The sequence below is a fragment of the Streptomyces sp. NPDC013157 genome, from assembly GCF_042899865.1.
Taxonomy (GTDB): Bacteria; Actinomycetota; Actinomycetes; order Streptomycetales; family Streptomycetaceae; genus Streptomyces.
Window position 1 is genome coordinate 83,923 of record NZ_JBIBAK010000013.1, and the last position, 15,165, is coordinate 99,087.

The window sequence follows — 15,165 nt, forward strand, 5'->3', positions numbered from 1 at the left end:
CCGTCCGGTCACTTGACTGGAGCGAGGTCCCACGGCGCACGGTACGTCCCGTGCACCTCATCGCCCCAGCGAAGCCACGCGTGGTTCTTTCGGGCCCGCCCCTGGCTGACACGGACACCCCACCAACGAAGCGGCCCGCGGGCCGGTCACGCGCCGTACGGGTGAGAAGAGCCCCGAACTCAGATCCGCCCGACTCAGATGCGACCCCGGCACAGTTCCAGGAGGGTCATGGCCAGCGCCGTGCCGGGCCTGCCGAGTGCCGCGCTGTAGTGGCCGAGGATCTCCATCTCCCGGGAGAGGTTCACCCGGCGGCCGCCGGAGGCGATCCGGGCCTCCTGGACGACGGCGGAGACGGCCATCCGTTCCTGGATCAGACCGATGATCCGGTCGTCGAGCGCGTCGATGCGCTCCCGCGCACCGGTGATCACCTCGGCGGCCTCGTGGGTACGGGCACCGGTCACGTCGATCGCGTTCATGGGGGCTCCTCGTCTGTCCTTGCCGGAAGGGGTGCGGTGCCCCGGAGCGACCGGATCCGGAGAAACACCAGGCGCCCCGGACCTTGTCGGCCCGGGGCGCCTGGGGAACTCGCTTGTCAGTTGCTCAAGCAGCACGACCATGGCAGCCGGTGGGCCGGTTGCCATAGGTAAAGAGGAAAGTCGTCTGGGTGAGCATGGGGGGAGTATGCCACAGGAGTACGGCGAGGTGTCCCGCGCCCACCCCGTTAGAATCGGTAACCACAGACCCCCGCCCGACCGCCGGAAGGCACCCCGTGTCATCAGCGACTCCCGCTGCCGCCGCTCCCGACACCGTCCTGGTCGTCGACTTCGGCGCGCAGTACGCCCAGCTCATCGCCCGCCGCGTCCGCGAGGCCCGGGTCTACAGCGAGATCGTGCCCAGCACCATGCCGGTCGCCGAGATGCTCGCCAAGAACCCGGCGGCGATCATCCTCTCCGGCGGCCCCTCGTCCGTGTACGAGGAGGGCGCCCCCCGCCTGGACCGCGAGCTCTTCGAGGCCGGCGTCCCCGTCTTCGGCATGTGCTACGGCTTCCAGCTGATGGCGCAGGTCCTCGGCGGCACCGTCGACAACACCGGCGCCCGCGAGTACGGCCGTACCGACCTGCACGTCTCCAAGACGGCCTCCACCCTGTTCGAGGGCACCCCCGCCGAGCAGCACGTGTGGATGTCGCACGGCGACGCCTGCTCCGCCGCCCCGGAGGGCTTCACCGTCACCGCGTCCACGGACGTCGTCCCGGTCGCGGCCTTCGAGAACGACGAGCGGAAGCTCTACGGCGTCCAGTACCACCCCGAGGTCATGCACTCCACGCACGGCCAGCAGGTCCTGGAGCACTTCCTGTACCGGGGCGCGGGCCTCAAGCCGACCTGGACCACCGGGAACGTCATCGACGAGCAGGTCGCCGCGATCCGTGAGCTGGTCGGCGACAGGCGTGCCATCTGCGGTCTGTCCGGCGGCGTCGACTCCGCCGTGGCCGCCGCCCTCGTCCAGAAGGCCATCGGCTCCCAGCTGACCTGCGTGTACGTCGACCACGGCCTGATGCGCAAGGGCGAGACCGAGCAGGTCGAGAAGGACTTCGTCGCCGCGACCGGCGTCCAGCTGAAGGTCGTCGACGCGGAGGCCCGCTTCCTGGACGCCCTCGCCGGCGTCTCCGACCCGGAGCAGAAGCGGAAGATCATCGGCCGCGAGTTCATCCGGGTCTTCGAGCAGGCCCAGGCCGAGATCATCGCCGACGCCGGCCCGGCCGTGGAATTCCTGGTCCAGGGCACCCTCTACCCGGACGTAGTGGAGTCCGGCGGCGGTACCGGCACCGCGAACATCAAGTCGCACCACAACGTCGGCGGTCTGCCGGAAGACCTCGAGTTCAAGCTGATCGAGCCGCTCCGCAAGCTCTTCAAGGACGAGGTCCGGATGGTCGGCCAGGAGCTCGGCCTGCCGGAGGAGATCGTCCAGCGCCAGCCGTTCCCGGGTCCGGGCCTCGGCATCCGGATCGTCGGCGAGGTCACCAAGGAGCGGCTGGACCTGCTCCGCGAGGCCGACGCGATCGCTCGCGAGGAGCTGACCGCGGCCGGCCTCGACCGCGACATCTGGCAGTGCCCGGTGGTCCTGCTCGCGGACGTCCGCAGCGTCGGCGTCCAGGGCGACGGCCGCACCTACGGCCACCCGATCGTGCTGCGCCCGGTCTCCTCCGAGGACGCCATGACGGCCGACTGGTCCCGCCTGCCGTACGACGTCCTCGCGAAGATCTCCACCCGGATCACCAACGAGGTCCGTGACGTCAACCGGGTCGTCCTCGACGTCACCTCCAAGCCGCCGGGCACCATCGAGTGGGAGTAGGCCTGGTAAGAGGCCCCGAGAAGAGGTGGTACCGCTCCGGCGGTGCCACCTCTTCGACGTGTCTCGGACGAGCCACCCGGCTGTCGATTCCCGACATCTTCTGTCGCGATCTGCTCGCGCGCGTCATCTTTACAGAACAGCTCTGTTTTCCTGCGCTGACCGGCGGTAACTTCCGGCCGTAACACAAACCCAGTGCTGGAGGACCTATGCACGGGCCGACCCCGCCCCTGCCGCTGCCCACCGATCAGCTGCAGTTCGCGATGCCGCCGATGTACGACTCGCTCGACGACGAGCGCCGGCACCGCAAGGAGCGGCTCGCCGGAGCGCTGCGGATCTTCGGCCGGGCCGGACTGGAGGACGGGGTGTCGGGGCACATCACCGCCCGCGACCCCGAGTACTCGAACTGCTTCTGGGTCAACCCGTTCGGCATGCCGTTCAAGCACGTCACCGTCGGCGACCTCGTCCTGGCCAACCAGGACGGCCAGGTGATCGAGGGCCGCTACCACGTCAACCAGGCCGCCTTCACCGTCCACGCCCAGGTGCACGCGGCGCGCCCGGACGTCGTCGCCGTCGCCCACTGCCACTCCGTGCACGGCCGCGCCCTGTCCGCCCTGGGCGACCTGCTCGACCCGATCAGCCAGGAGAGCTGCGCCTTCTACGAGGACCACGCCCTCTACGACGCCTACACCGGCGTCGCCGTGGACGCCGAGGAGGGCCGCCGGATCGCCGCCGCCCTCGGCTCCCGCAAGGCGCTGGTGCTGCGCAACCACGGGCTGCTGACCGTCGGCGACTCGGTGGACGCGGCGGCCTGGTGGTTCCTGTCCATGGAGAAGTCCGCGCAGGTCCAGCTGACCGCGAAGGCGGCCGGCCGGCCGCTGCTGATCGACCACAAGCTCGCCGTCGCCACCCGGGAACAGCTCGGCGGCGACCTGGTGGCCTGGATCAACTACCAGCCCCTGTGGCAGGACATCAGCCGCAGCGAACCGGACCTGCTCAGCTAGGCGCTCCGCAAGGTGCTCCGCAAGGCGCTTCGCTGGAAGCGCCGCGGTCTGTCGTCTGGCGTCTGCGGCGCCGTCGTGGCTGGTCGCGCAGTTCCTCCCCCAGCCTTCGGCCGGGGGTACCCCCAGCGGCCCTCCAGGGCGCTGCCCAGCCGTCGGCTCAGAAGCTCCGCAGTACGGCTGCCTTCGTCAGCGCGAACTCCTCGTCCGTGAGCACCCCGTCGCGATGCAGTTCGCCCAGCTCCCGCAGCCTGCGCAGCAGGACGTCGTGGTGGTCGGCCGGCTGGCGCGGCACGGGCGCCGGGGGCCGGTCGGCGCACTCCGCGCCCGGCCGGGTCGACGGATGCGGCAGCCGGGCCGTGACCGCCGCCGCCACCAGCGCCGTCAGCAGGTCGCGGCGGACACTGCCCCACAGGTCGAGGGCGTACGGGTCGCGCTCGGCCGGCAGCTTCGAGAACACCGTCTCCCGGGTCACGAACCGCAGGAAGCCGTCCTCGTAGCCGGAGTTGGGCAGCCATTCCACCTGCACCAGATCGCCGACGCCGATGATCCGGGGCCCGGTGGCCCGCTTGACCCGGTCGGAGGTGTCGGCCCAGTCGATGCGCACCTGCGTACCGTCGAACGACACGGTGCCGTCCGAGGACCGCACCGACACCGGCACCGGCGGCCCCGGCAGCAGGTAGGTCCTCGCCGGCTCCTTCGGGACCTGGTCCAGCAGCAGCGACTGCCGGATCTCCGCCACGACGTACTCGGCCACCCCCGACCGGTCCCCGTCCACCGCCAGCCGATACGGATCCGCCGCCTCCGGCAACCGCCCGCCCGTCGCCTGCAGCAACGGGTCCGCCCCCTCGCGCAGCCGCATCCTCAACCGCCCCCGCTTGCGCTCCGGCTCGTACACCACCCCCGCCACCGCCTCCAGGGGTACGGCGATCTCCCCGTAGGTCTGCCGGAACAGCGGCACGGACCGATGGCGTCCCGGCGTGATCCGGACCGTGCTGCCGTCGAAGGCCCAGGTCCCGTCCCGCTGGATGATCTCGGCCATGGGGAAATTCTCGCAGCCGGGTCAACACGTCTGCCGTATCTTCACCCGTCGTGACCGGCCCACTGAACGCGAACGGCGTGGCGTAGGGCACAATTCGCTCTCGACACAAGGGAGTTGCGCGACGGCGTCCGGCCCCGGGGAGGGCCCTGCGCGTCGCGCCCCGGGCGTGGGGAAGGCGGGCGTCGGGCGTGGCGGTGCAGGAGGCGAGGCAGGGCGCCGGTACGGGTGTCCACGGGGGCGGCTGCGCGTGCGGGGACTGTCCGCACGGGGCACGCGAGGGACACCGGCGGGCGGTCGCCGAATTCCTCCTCAAGCGGGAGGAGTTCGCGGCCGGGCAGGGGCTGCCCGCGGCGGTGGCCCACTCGGCCTCCGCCTCCCGCCAGTGGGTCTCCGAGGAACTCACCCAGTCCGCCGAGGTGGTCGCCGAACGCGCCCGCGCCGAGGGCGAGGCCTGGCTCGCCCGCCTGTGGCTGCGCACCGCGTGCACCGTCTGGGCCGCCGTCGTGATCATGCTTCTCACCCAGGCCCTCACCGCCGTCGGCGCGGGCTGGACCAGCGCCCGCACCGCCGGGCTGCTCGCCGCCCTGCTCGTGGCCCTCGCCCTCACCGCCGCCTCCTGGTTCCACCGCTCGCGCGGCGGGGTGCTCGCCCCCGTCATCGGCGAGGACAACCGCATGTCCACCTCCCGCACCGTCGCCGCCTCCTGGGTGCTCTTCGTCGCCTACGCCGTCCTCGTCCTGGCCGGGCGCCTGGCCGCCGCCTCCTCTCCCGCCGACCGCGACGCCCTCATCTCCGGCCTCGACCTCGCCCGCGGCGCCGGCGCGGTCACCGTCCTCGCCGTGGTCTGCGCCATCGCCGTGCTGGTGCGCCGGGTGGTCGGCCTGCGCATCGCCGGCCAGCGCCTGCAGAAGGTGCGCGCCCACCGCCCCCGCGCCGCCGACCTGCTCACCGACGACGCCGGCCGCGGCACCTTCGCCGACATCCAGTACGTCGTCATCAGCGCCGTCGCCCTGCTCTTCGCCGCCGTACGGCTCGCCCGCCGCCCCGACCAGCTCCCCGACCTGCCCTGGGGCCTCGCGACGGTGGTCCTGATCTCCGCCGCGACCTACCTGGCCGGCAAGTACGCCGAGGGCGGCCGTCCGGTGATCCTCTCCGTCGTCCGCGCCCGCGAGGCCGGTGACCTGGACGCCCCGATCCGCACCGGCGACGACATCGAGATCCGCGGCACCGGCTTCGTCCCGCCCGGCGCCCAGACCGCCGACCGCCTCTCCCGCATGGTGGTCCGCATCGGCGCCGTCAACGTCCACGTCCCCCTGGTCCCGGTCACCGGCGGCTTCAGCAACCCCACGGACCACGTCCTCACCGTCCCCGTCCCGGCCGAGGTGGAGCCCGGCTCCGTCGAGGTCCAGGTGGTGACGGCGGCCGGAGTGGCGACCAACCGGTGCGTGGTCGAGGTGACGGAGTGAGGGCGCCGGCCGGTGAGGGGCGGAGCAGAAACGGCCGAGCCCGGCACCCGACCCTTCCTGCCCACCTTTCTCCACCCTCCCGGGTGTCACGGTCCGGCCGAAATTCGGAAAAACGTCCGGGAGAGGGTTGAGACGGCCGGGGTTGTCGTACGTATCGTCTGTTGAGGGGCCCGGGTACAGCGGCGAGAGGCGGCTACTGGCGATGACTCACGGCATTCGTTCGGACACGCAAACTCCGTATCTCGACGGCGACCGCGGACTGCGGGAGACCGCCACCCGGTACGCCCTCCTTCCCTTGCGGATCTTCCTGGGCGTCACCTTCATCTACGCCGGCCTGGACAAACTGACCGACAGTGCCTTCCTCAAATCCGGCGGCTCCGGGTCCATCGGCGACACCATGCGCGCCGTCCGTGACTCCGCCGCGATCCCGGCCCTGGTCGACCTGGCCCTGAAGAACCCCGTCGGCTTCGGCACCGCGATCGCCTTCGGTGAGCTGGCCGTCGGCCTCGGCACCCTCTTCGGCCTGCTGGCCCGGCTGGCCGCGCTCGGCGGCGCCCTGATCTCGCTCAGCCTCTGGCTGACCGTGAGCTGGGCCAACTCCCCGTACTACTACGGCAACGACCTCGCCTACCTGATGGCCTGGCTGCCCCTGGTGCTCGCCGGCGCCCCCTACCTCTCTCTGGACGCGGTGCTCCGCGCCCGACGCCGACACCGCTCCGCACGGGCTTCGCTGGGCCTCTAGCAGGCTCCTGATCGGCTCCTAGCCCTCCGGTGTGCCGCGGCGCCTGCGTATCGCCCGGGTCAGCGCCGCGGTCACCCCTGCCAGGAAGAGGCCGACCACCGTCACGGGGATGACCGCGAACCACTCGGTGTCCCACCAGCCGCCCGCGTCACCGGCGTAGGCGATCCCCGCTGCCGTCAGGAAGACACCGACGACCAGCCGTCCGGGCTGGAACTCATGCCGCAGCACGGGTCACCTCCACCTGTCCCGCGCCGACCTGGAGGTCCAGGTCGAGCGTCCCCGCGTTCTTCGCGCCGCTCGCCGGCGGCAGCGTCACGTCCTTGTGCCTGCCCGGTTCCACGTCCACGTCCTTCTTGTCGTCACCGGGCAACTGGATGTCGCCCACCCCCACGTCGATGCTCATCCGCACGGTCACGTCCGCCGGTACGACGATCTTCAGCTGGCCCGCGCCCACCTCGGCCGACGTCGACACCGTCCGCCCGTGGGCGACGCGTATGAGGGACAGGTCCAGGGTGGCCACGCCCGTCCCGAGGTCGTACGCCGACGACACCTCCGCCGCGGTGGCGGGCGTCCAGGACGCCCGCGTCCAGTGGGTGCTGATGTCGGACGGAAGGGCCGTCGCGACCGCCAGCAGGGCCGCCGTGAGCAGGGCCAGGAAGAGCGAGCCGGCTCCCGTGCGCCCGAGGAACGAGCTGAGCGCCGTCCCCAGCCCGAACACGATCAGCGCGCAGGCCAGGCCGGTCTGGAGGCTGGTGCCCAGCGGGTGCGTGTCCCATGTCAGACCCGTGCCCAGGCTGCCCGCCACCAGAGCGAACAGGAAGATCCAGCCGCCGATCCAGCGCGGTCCGCGCGGCTTCGGAGGTGGGCTCTGCCGGGCCCGGACGTCCTGGCCGTGGACCCACGGGGTGCTCAGCCGGAAGTCCAGCCCCGGGGCCTCCCGGCCGCGGACGTCGGCCGGGCCCCACAGGTAGCCGGTGCCCCCGACATGCGTGCCGTCCTTGACGATCGGGTCCCGCCACCACGAGGGGTAGGAGATCGGGATCGGCGGTGCCTGGGCCTCCGGCGGGGCGTCGGCGACGGCCTGGGCGGACAGCGGGTCGGGGTCGGGGGCGCCGCGCTGCCGCGACCAGTACCCGGCGCCGGCCAGCAGCAGGGAGAGGACGACGGCGAACGCCAGCACCTGGCCGTTCCTGACCATCGTCAGCAGCACTCCGCAGCCGACCAGCGCGAACAGCACGGCCGCCAGGGCCTGCCCGTCGACCCGGCCGGTCAGCAGCTTGCGGACCTCGTTCTCCTCGTCGTCCTCGTACGGCACGAAGAGCCAGGCGAAGCCGTAGAAGAGAAGACCGATGCCGCCGGTCGCGGCCAGCACGGCCAAGGTGATGCGGAAGATCACCGGGTCCAGGTCGGTGTGGCGCCCGAGCCCCGCGCACACGCCCGCGATCATCTTGTGCCGGCGGTCGCGCCGGAACCGGGGGGAGGCCGCGCCGACGGCTTCCGCGCCGGTGCCGGTGGCGTCGGCCCCCGTCGCGGCCGTCTGCGCCGCGGCGGGCGCGGCATCCGACGGCCCGGTGCCCGCAGCGGGCCGCGGGCCGGGGCCGGGTCCCGGACCCGTCGCGGCGTGCTCGTGATCAGTCATGAGTCAATGGTGACGGCCGTGCGGCCGCAGCGGCAGTCGGGATGACCCTGGCCGAACCCTGAAATCGGCCCCGAGTCCGGGCCGGGAAGCGTTCGAACGGCGCCGCGGCGCCCCGGAACCGGAGGAAAACCGAAGATCAGGGGAGTCTCGGGGGTCGACCCTGATGCTCCGCACCTGCGGGCGTGTGAACATCGATGGCATGCCGGAAGCCGCAGCAGCGCCCCTCGACGACCCGCGGCCGCCGCGCAAGCTCTACCGCAGCAGCGACGGCCGCTGGCTCGGCGGAGTGGCGCGGGGCCTCGCCGGGCATCTCGGCCTGCCTGTCGTCTGGGTGCGGCTGGTCTTCGTCGGCCTGTTCATGGCCAACGGCCTCGGCGCGCTGCTGTACGCCGCGTTCTGGTTCTTCGTGCCGCTCGGCGTCGGCGGGGTCGGCGGACAGAAGCCGCCGTCCCTGGTCGCCACCGAGACCTCGGCGGACGGCCGTCGCCGACTCGTCGCGCGCAAGCCCGACAAGGGCCAGATCGTCGCCCTGCTCCTCATGGTCGTCGTGTCCGTGGTGTTCGTGGGCAGTGTCAACCTGACCAGGGGCGCCAAGGCCTATCTCCTTCCCGCGGTCCTGGTCGCCGCCGGTGTCGCCCTGGTCTGGCGCCAGGCGGACAACGCCCGCCGGGCCCGCTGGGTCGAGGTCGGCAGCCGGCGCCGTACGCTCAGCCTGCTGCGCGCAGGCGTCGGCGTCCTGCTCGTCACCGCGGGCGTCTCGGGCGTCTTCGTCATGCAGGGCTCCGCCGCGCACCTCGGCGCGGTGCTCCAGGCGGCCCTCGCCGTGCTCGTCGGCATCACGCTGCTCGCCGGTCCGTATCTGGTCCGGATGACCCAGGACCTCTCCGAGGAGCGGCTGATGCGCATCCGGGCCCAGGAGCGCGCCGAGGTCGCCGCCCATGTCCACGACTCCGTGCTGCACACCCTCACCCTGATCCAGCGCAACGCGGAGAACGCGGGGGAGGTGCGCCGCCTCGCCCGCGCCCAGGAGCGCGACCTGCGCACCTGGCTCTACAAACCCGAGGGCACCGGCAAGGACGAGGCCGACGAACCCGCCACCCTCGCCGAGGCCGTCCGGCGCAACGCGGCCGAGGTGGAGGACAAGCACGGCGTCCCCATCGAAGTCGTCGTGGTCGGGGACTGCCCGCTCGACGAGCGGACGGGCGCGCAGATGCAGGCCGCGCGCGAGGCGATGGTCAACGCGGCCAAGTACGGTGGCGAGGGCGGCGCCGTCCAGGTCTACGCCGAAGTCGAGGGCAGGACGGTCTTCGTGTCCGTCCGCGACCGCGGTCCCGGCTTCGACCTCGATTCGATACCCGCCGACCGGATGGGTGTCAGAGAATCGGTCATCGGCCGCATGGAACGTCACGGGGGCACCGCACGGCTGCGGTCCGTGCCGGGCGGCGGCACGGAGGTCGAGCTGGAGATGGAGAGGGCGGAGAAGACGTCATGAGCGACGCGACCGAGGCGAACGGCCCGGCGGAAGGCGCGGAGAAGGCCGGGCGTCGGGTGCGGGTGGTCCTCGTCGACGACCACCGGATGTTCCGGACGGGCGTCCAGGCCGAGATCGGCCAGACCGAGCAGACCGGCGTCGAGGTGGTCGGCGAGGCCGCCGACGTCGACCAGGCGGTCTCGGTGATCACCGCGACCCGGCCCGAGGTGGTCCTCCTGGACGTGCACCTGCCGGGCGGCGGCGGGGTCGAGGTGCTGCGCCGGTGTGCCCCGTTGACGGCGGACGCCGAGCAGCCGGTGCGTTTCCTCGCGCTGTCCGTGTCGGACGCGGCCGAGGACGTGATCGGCGTGATCCGGGGCGGCGCCCGGGGCTACGTCACCAAGACGATCACCGGCACGGACCTGGTCGACTCGATCTTCCGGGTCCAGGAGGGCGACGCCGTCTTCTCGCCGCGGCTCGCCGGGTTCGTCCTGGACGCCTTCGCCTCCACCGACGCTCCGCCGGTCGACGAGGACCTCGACCGCCTCACCCAGCGCGAGCGCGAGGTCCTGCGCCTCATCGCCCGCGGCTACGCCTACAAGGAGATCGCCAAGCAGCTGTTCATCTCCGTCAAGACGGTCGAGTCCCATGTGTCGGCGGTGCTGCGCAAGCTGCAGCTGTCGAACCGGCACGAGCTGACCCGCTGGGCGACGGCACGCCGCCTGGTCTGAGGCCCGCGCCCGCCCGGTCCGCCCGGTCTGCCGGTCCGTGGCCGCCCGGACGGCCGCGTGAGGCCGCTCAGACGACCCGCGTCGCCCCCGCGAACGGCATCTCGTCGATCGGGGCGATCCGTACCGGCGCCGACGGGTTGGGCGCGTGGATCATCTGGCCGTTGCCGATGTAGATGCCGACGTGGCTGATGCCCGAGTAGAAGAACACCAGGTCGCCCGGCTGGAGTTCGGAGCGCGAGACGCGGCGGCCGGCGTTGATCTGGGCGTAGGTGGTGCGGGGGAGGGAGACGCCGGCGGAGCGGTAGGCGGCCTGGGCGAGGCCCGAGCAGTCGAAGGCGTCGGGGCCGGTCGCGCCCCAGACGTAGGGGCTGCCGAGCTTCGAGTAGGCGTAGGCGATGGCGGTCGCGGCGCGGGAGTCGGTGGCGGCGACGCTGCCGGCGGTCAGCGGGGCGCGCGCGTCCGACGCGGAGCGTGAGGCGCGTCCGGTGCCGTCGTCCGCCGCGACCGCCGACCGCTGTTGGGGTGACAGCCGGTCCAGGAGCTGTCGCGCCTCGCCCAGTTTGCCGTTGACGGCGGCCTTCTCCCGCTTCAGCTCGGCCTGCCGGGACCGCAGCGACGTCAGCTCGACATGTGCGGCACCCTGCAACTGCTCGATCTCCCGCAGCTGTTGCCGTACCCGTGCCACCGCACCGGCCTGCCGGTCACCGGCCCGCTCGGCGAACGCCGCGTCGTCCAGGTACCGGTCGGGATCGCTGGACAGCGCCAGCTGCCAGGCCGGGTCGATGCCGCCGTCGCGGTACTGCGCGGCCGCGAAGGAACCGAGCGCGTCCCGGGCGGAGTTGAGCTTCTCCTGCGCGCGGGCGGTCTCGTCCTGCAGCGACTTCAGCCGATGCTGGGCCGTGTCGGCCCTGTCCTTCGCTCCGTCGTACTTCTGGGTGGCCTCCTCGGCCTCCTGGTACAGCTGGTCCACCTTGGCCTTCACCTGCGCCGGTGTCAGTTGCGGCTCGGCGTTTCCGGTCCCTTCGAAGGCCGTCGCGGTGGCCGCGCCCGCGAGGGCGAGGGTTACGGCCGTGCGGGCCGTGTTGCCGCCGAGCGAGCGCTGTCGGGGCTTGCGGTGCGCTGCCACCTGGGCTGTCCCGTCCTTTCGTACGACCGCCGTCTCGTCCGTGGGCACGCCGGGGGAGCGTCCGTACGGCCGCGGGGAGTGCGGATTGCGCGTCCGGCGGCGGCCCGCACAGGGGGAGCGGGCCGCCGCCGGACCTTCTCGGCGGTGGTGTCCGACTGCCGCCCCTGGCCCGGGCGGCGGTGGGGAGTCGGTCACCTGGGGGAGGACGCTAGGCCCGGGTGTGTCGGCTTGGTAACGCGATGCACGGAATTGGCGTGACCGGATCGTTACCGGACGGTATGTGAACGGGATTCCGGTCCGGAGTCGTCGGCTTCTCGGGGCGGGATGACCGAAGCGGCGGTTCCGGGGCTGATGGGGGACGCGGGGTGCTATGGGGTGCATATATGCGGGTGCCGGGTGCCGGGTGCCGGGTGCCGGGTGCCGGGGGAGGGGCCGGTGGTCGGTGCCCCCGGGGGTCCTGATTAGGCTCCGGGGCCATGGACGTACTCATCCATCTCTTCGTCGGCCTGCACATCATCGGCATCGCCGCGCTCCTCGGCGGCTTCCTCACCCAGATGAAGGCGATGGGCCAGGGCACGGCCCGGTTCGTCCCCGGGATGCTGCACGGCGCGTTCACCATGCTCGCGACCGGCGTGATCCTGGTCGGTCTCAACGAGGCCGACGACCACCACGTCAACACCGTCAAGATCGGCGTGAAGCTCGCCCTGCTGATCGTGATCCTCGGGCTCGTCTACGTGAAGCGGGACGACGAGAAGGTCGAGAAGGGCGCTTTCGGCCTGGTGGGCCTGCTCACGGTGGTGAACATCTTCATCGCCGTCCTGTGGACCTGATCCCCGGCATCCTCAGCGGGTCTTCCTGAGAGCGGCACGGGCGTCCGCCGCCGCACCGGCCGCCACCGTCAGCCAGGCCGCCACCGTGACCCACACCAGCACCCGCCCCGGCCACCTCGGCCACGCGCCGCCGACCGCGGCCGCGACCGACAGCGTCGCCGTCGCCGTCATCCCCATCGGGAACACCGTCGACCAGCGGCGCACGTCGTAACGCGGGCGGGGCCACGCCACCTCCGCGGCCAGCAGGACGACGTACCAGGCCAGGTCCAGGACCAGCAGCGCCACCGTCACCACGCGCAGGACGCCCTGGTCGTCGTCGTTCCACAGGTACAGCCGCGCACTGTCGGCGGCCAGCAGCCGTGCACCGGCCAGCGCCGAGATCGCGAGCGCGCCGCCCGCCACCCACTGGTCACCGGGCCCCTGGGCGATCTGCCGCCACTCGAACCGGGGCACGGCGAGCCCGTACATCGCCAGCCCCACCCAGAACAGGACCAGCGAGAGGTGTGCGAGCCATGCCGTGGTCACGGCCGCCGCCAGCGTCGCACCCAGCACGGCCGGCCCCTGCGTGGCCACACAGGCCAGGAACACCGCGCCGGGCATCCGCGGCTTCCAGTGCCGCACGACGAGGACCAGCAACGGCAGCCACAGCGCCACCGACAGCGCCAGCAGGGCCTCGGCCAGGGTCTGCCACCCGAGCGCCGAGAACCGCGTCCCCAGCACCGTCGTCGCCGCCACGGCGGTGAGCGCGCCAGGCGTCCGCGCCTCCCGCGCCCACCGCAGGCGGTCGCGCGCCAGCCGTACGACGAAGTCCGCCGCCAGCGCCGCCCACATCACGCAGGCCAGTACCAGCGCCACCCGGGACACGGTCTCGGCGCCCGCCAGGTGCAACCCCACCGACATGATGCCGGTGGCCATCACGGCGGCCCCGGCCGCCGGCAGACGCTGCGCCCACCAGCCGCGGAGGGGTGAAATGCCGGACATGCCCCTGATGCTAGGGAGCGCCGCCCGCTGGACGAGCGGGGCACGCGCGCGTGCGGCCCGAAAACGGCGCCGACCGCGCGAGCCGTACGGTCGCGGCGGACGGGAGCGCGGGGGGATGTGGGGGGATGTGGGGGAGCGGCTGCGGGTGCGTGGCGGGCGGCGGGCGCCGCTGTGCGTGCGGGGCCGGCGAAGAGAAGCGGGAGGGGGCGCCCCCGGGGTGGTGGGCGCCCCGTCGGGTCAGGCCGGGCGCACCACGCTGTGGATGATCGACTCGCCGCCGTAGTAGATCGACTCCTCCCGGACGTAGGCGCCGGGCTTCGGGGCGTGGATCATCATGCCGTTGCCGATGTAGATGCCGACGTGGCTGACGTCGTCGTAGAAGAAGACCAGGTCGCCGGGCTGGGCGTCGGCGAGGGGGACGGTGGTGCCGGCGTTCACCTGGTCGTAGGTGGTGCGCGGCAGGGAGACGCCCGCGGCCTTCCAGGCGGCCTGGGAGAGCCCGGAGCAGTCGTAGGAGCCGGGGCCGGTGGCGCCCCAGACGTAGGGCTTGCCGATCTGCGCGCGGGCGAAGGCGATCGCCTTGGCGGCCTTCGTGGCGTAGGCGGAGGACGAGCTGCTCGACGTGCCGGAAGAGGAGCTGCCCGACGCGGTGGACGACGACGTCGCCCGGTCGGCCGCCGCGGCCTGCTGCTTCGCCAGCTCCGCCGCCTTGCGGTCCGCCGCTTCCTGCTGCTGCTTCTCGATCGCCGCGAGCCGGGCCTTCTCCGCGGCCGTCAGCTGGGACAGCAGCTCCCGCGCGGAGGCCAGCTTCGTCTGCACGGTGGTCTTCGCGGTCTTGAGGTCGTCCTGCGTCTCGGTGAGCGACTCGAGGCTCCGGGTGGCCTCCTGCCGCTTCTTCATGGTCGCGGACTGCTGGGTGACGTAGTCGTCGACCGCGCCCTTCTGGCGCGCGGTCAGGCGGCTCATCAGCTGGTCCTGGTCGAAGTAGCCCTGGGGGCTGTCCGCGAGCAGGAAGGTCGCCGTGTCGGGAACGCTCGCCCCGGTCCGGTACTGGGCCGCGGCGAACGAACCCAGTTCCTCACGCGCCTTGTTGAGCCGGTCGGTGCGTCTGGCGACGTCGTCGAGCAGGGTGTCGACCTGCTTGCGCTGACTGCCGGTCCGCTCCTTGGCGGCGTTGTACTTCTCGGTCGCCGACTCCGCCTGCCGGTAGAGGGCGTCGACCTTCTTCTCGACCTCCTCCAGGCTCGGCTTGCCGTCCGAGGAGGGCGCGGCCTCGGCCGTCTGGGAGAACAGGGCCATGGAGGTGAGGGCGGCGGTGGCCAGTGCGGGGGTGCGTATGCCTGCCGCGCGTGTTCCTGACGGCCGGGACTTGCGGTGCGACGCCAACGGGGGCGACTCCTTCCAGCGGTCCGCCTACCGAGTTAGCTGTCGGGTTCGGGCGGGTGGTTCGGAAGGGTTGCCCTACGGTCCGTTCCCCGGAGGGGAGTCGGGACCGATTCACCCCGGGATCGGTGTGGGTCCCCGGCTCCGGATGCGCGGTGGCGCCCCGGACTCGGCGGAGGCCGTGCGGCCCGGCGACGTTCGCCGGTGGGGGTCGTACGGCCTGCCCGGCACGCTAGCCAACTCGTGTGGTCTCTGTGAAGTTTGATGTGCGATATGCCCGATACATTTTCGTGACCTTGGCGTCGGGATTTGTTCAGGCGGGGTGATCCGGGACGTTATGGGTGACTTGCCGTGGATTGTTGAGAGGTTCGTGGTGGGCCTTCGCGGCCGTGTGACGCGCGTCGAC

14 protein-coding genes and 1 riboswitch are annotated in these 15,165 nt (G+C 72.4%); of the genes, 7 read left to right on the plus strand and 7 right to left on the minus strand.

The features are described 5' to 3' along the window. Window positions 1-194: 194 nt before the first annotated feature. Window positions 195-476: a chorismate mutase gene (locus tag ACFY6U_RS33065; protein WP_351491322.1), complete on the minus strand. Its 282-nt coding sequence runs from the start codon at window positions 474-476 to the stop codon at window positions 195-197. A gap of 293 nt (window positions 477-769) precedes the next feature. On the opposite strand from ACFY6U_RS33065, the gene guaA reads away from it, so the two are divergent. Beyond that, the gene (gene guaA, locus ACFY6U_RS33070; RefSeq protein ID WP_390044098.1) at window positions 770-2,350 is read left to right on the plus strand and encodes a glutamine-hydrolyzing GMP synthase; all 1,581 of its coding nucleotides are present in this window, start codon (window positions 770-772) and stop codon (window positions 2,348-2,350) included. Window positions 2,351-2,556: 206 nt separating this feature from the next. After that, window positions 2,557-3,351 (plus strand): class II aldolase/adducin family protein, encoded by a 795-nt coding sequence (locus ACFY6U_RS33075; RefSeq protein ID WP_351491326.1) that lies wholly within the window; start codon window positions 2,557-2,559, stop codon window positions 3,349-3,351. Window positions 3,352-3,508: 157 nt separating this feature from the next. Here ACFY6U_RS33075 and ACFY6U_RS33080 read toward each other — a convergent pair whose 3' ends face one another. Further along, a complete protein-coding gene (locus tag ACFY6U_RS33080; protein ID WP_390044100.1) occupies window positions 3,509-4,390 on the minus strand; it encodes a DUF4429 domain-containing protein in 882 nt (293 codons plus the stop codon). 188 nt (window positions 4,391-4,578) lie between these two features. On the opposite strand from ACFY6U_RS33080, the gene ACFY6U_RS33085 reads away from it, so the two are divergent. Together ACFY6U_RS33085 and ACFY6U_RS33090 are read left to right on the plus strand one after the other, a co-directional pair. After that, the gene (locus ACFY6U_RS33085) at window positions 4,579-5,856 is read left to right on the plus strand and encodes a hypothetical protein (protein ID WP_390044102.1); all 1,278 of its coding nucleotides are present in this window, start codon (window positions 4,579-4,581) and stop codon (window positions 5,854-5,856) included. 202 nt (window positions 5,857-6,058) lie between these two features. Further along, window positions 6,059-6,598 carry a DoxX family protein gene (locus ACFY6U_RS33090; RefSeq protein WP_351491331.1) on the plus strand — a complete coding sequence of 180 codons (540 nt, stop codon included), beginning with the start codon at window positions 6,059-6,061 and terminating at the stop codon, window positions 6,596-6,598. 18 nt (window positions 6,599-6,616) lie between these two features. Here the strand turns inward: ACFY6U_RS33090 and ACFY6U_RS33095 are convergent, their stop codons facing one another. Then, window positions 6,617-6,826, minus strand: a complete 210-nt coding sequence (locus ACFY6U_RS33095; RefSeq protein ID WP_390044104.1) for a hypothetical protein — start codon at window positions 6,824-6,826, stop codon at window positions 6,617-6,619. Beyond that, window positions 6,813-8,237, minus strand: coding sequence for a PspC domain-containing protein (locus ACFY6U_RS33100; protein ID WP_390044106.1), 1,425 nt, complete (start codon window positions 8,235-8,237; stop codon window positions 6,813-6,815). The genes ACFY6U_RS33095 and ACFY6U_RS33100 overlap by 14 nt, the downstream gene beginning before the upstream one ends. Before the next feature lie 199 nt (window positions 8,238-8,436). Here ACFY6U_RS33100 and ACFY6U_RS33105 point away from each other — a divergent pair, with 199 nt between their 5' ends. Together ACFY6U_RS33105 and ACFY6U_RS33110 are read left to right on the plus strand one after the other, a co-directional pair. Further along, window positions 8,437-9,729, plus strand: a complete 1,293-nt coding sequence (locus ACFY6U_RS33105; protein ID WP_390044108.1) for a PspC domain-containing protein — start codon at window positions 8,437-8,439, stop codon at window positions 9,727-9,729. Then, window positions 9,726-10,439 carry a response regulator transcription factor gene (locus ACFY6U_RS33110; protein ID WP_294008067.1) on the plus strand — a complete coding sequence of 238 codons (714 nt, stop codon included), beginning with the start codon at window positions 9,726-9,728 and terminating at the stop codon, window positions 10,437-10,439. The genes ACFY6U_RS33105 and ACFY6U_RS33110 overlap by 4 nt, the downstream gene beginning before the upstream one ends. Before the next feature lie 67 nt (window positions 10,440-10,506). On the opposite strand, the gene ACFY6U_RS33115 is transcribed toward ACFY6U_RS33110, so the two are convergent. Continuing rightward, window positions 10,507-11,565 carry an NlpC/P60 family protein gene (locus ACFY6U_RS33115; RefSeq protein ID WP_390044450.1) on the minus strand — a complete coding sequence of 353 codons (1,059 nt, stop codon included), beginning with the start codon at window positions 11,563-11,565 and terminating at the stop codon, window positions 10,507-10,509. A 476-nt stretch (window positions 11,566-12,041) separates the two neighbouring features. On the opposite strand from ACFY6U_RS33115, the gene ACFY6U_RS33120 reads away from it, so the two are divergent. Then, window positions 12,042-12,395 carry a hypothetical protein gene (locus ACFY6U_RS33120; protein WP_351491344.1) on the plus strand — a complete coding sequence of 118 codons (354 nt, stop codon included), beginning with the start codon at window positions 12,042-12,044 and terminating at the stop codon, window positions 12,393-12,395. A gap of 12 nt (window positions 12,396-12,407) precedes the next feature. Here ACFY6U_RS33120 and ACFY6U_RS33125 read toward each other — a convergent pair whose 3' ends face one another. Then, on the minus strand, window positions 12,408-13,376 hold the full coding sequence (locus ACFY6U_RS33125) for a tellurite resistance/C4-dicarboxylate transporter family protein (RefSeq protein ID WP_390044110.1): 969 nt from the start codon (window positions 13,374-13,376) through the stop codon (window positions 12,408-12,410). 237 nt (window positions 13,377-13,613) lie between these two features. Beyond that, a complete protein-coding gene (locus ACFY6U_RS33130; RefSeq protein ID WP_390044112.1) occupies window positions 13,614-14,762 on the minus strand; it encodes an NlpC/P60 family protein in 1,149 nt (382 codons plus the stop codon). Between the two features lie 7 nt (window positions 14,763-14,769). Further along, window positions 14,770-14,944: riboswitch (cyclic di-AMP (ydaO/yuaA leader) on the minus strand. Window positions 14,945-15,165 lie beyond the last annotated feature (221 nt).

What these genes read in the sequence shown, in the direction of transcription:
- ACFY6U_RS33065 (WP_351491322.1), bottom strand. Translation starts at nt 476, where the DNA reads ATGAACGCGATCGACGTGACCGGTGCCCGTACCCACGAGGCCGCCGAG.
- ACFY6U_RS33075 (WP_351491326.1), top strand. Translation starts at nt 2,557, where the DNA reads ATGCACGGGCCGACCCCGCCCCTGCCGCTGCCCACCGATCAGCTGCAG.
- ACFY6U_RS33080 (WP_390044100.1), bottom strand. Translation starts at nt 4,390, where the DNA reads ATGGCCGAGATCATCCAGCGGGACGGGACCTGGGCCTTCGACGGCAGC.
- ACFY6U_RS33090 (WP_351491331.1), top strand. Translation starts at nt 6,059, where the DNA reads ATGACTCACGGCATTCGTTCGGACACGCAAACTCCGTATCTCGACGGC.
- ACFY6U_RS33100 (WP_390044106.1), bottom strand. Translation starts at nt 8,237, where the DNA reads ATGACTGATCACGAGCACGCCGCGACGGGTCCGGGACCCGGCCCCGGC.
- ACFY6U_RS33105 (WP_390044108.1), top strand. Translation starts at nt 8,437, where the DNA reads ATGCCGGAAGCCGCAGCAGCGCCCCTCGACGACCCGCGGCCGCCGCGC.
- ACFY6U_RS33110 (WP_294008067.1), top strand. Translation starts at nt 9,726, where the DNA reads ATGAGCGACGCGACCGAGGCGAACGGCCCGGCGGAAGGCGCGGAGAAG.
- ACFY6U_RS33120 (WP_351491344.1), top strand. Translation starts at nt 12,042, where the DNA reads ATGGACGTACTCATCCATCTCTTCGTCGGCCTGCACATCATCGGCATC.
- ACFY6U_RS33125 (WP_390044110.1), bottom strand. Translation starts at nt 13,376, where the DNA reads ATGTCCGGCATTTCACCCCTCCGCGGCTGGTGGGCGCAGCGTCTGCCG.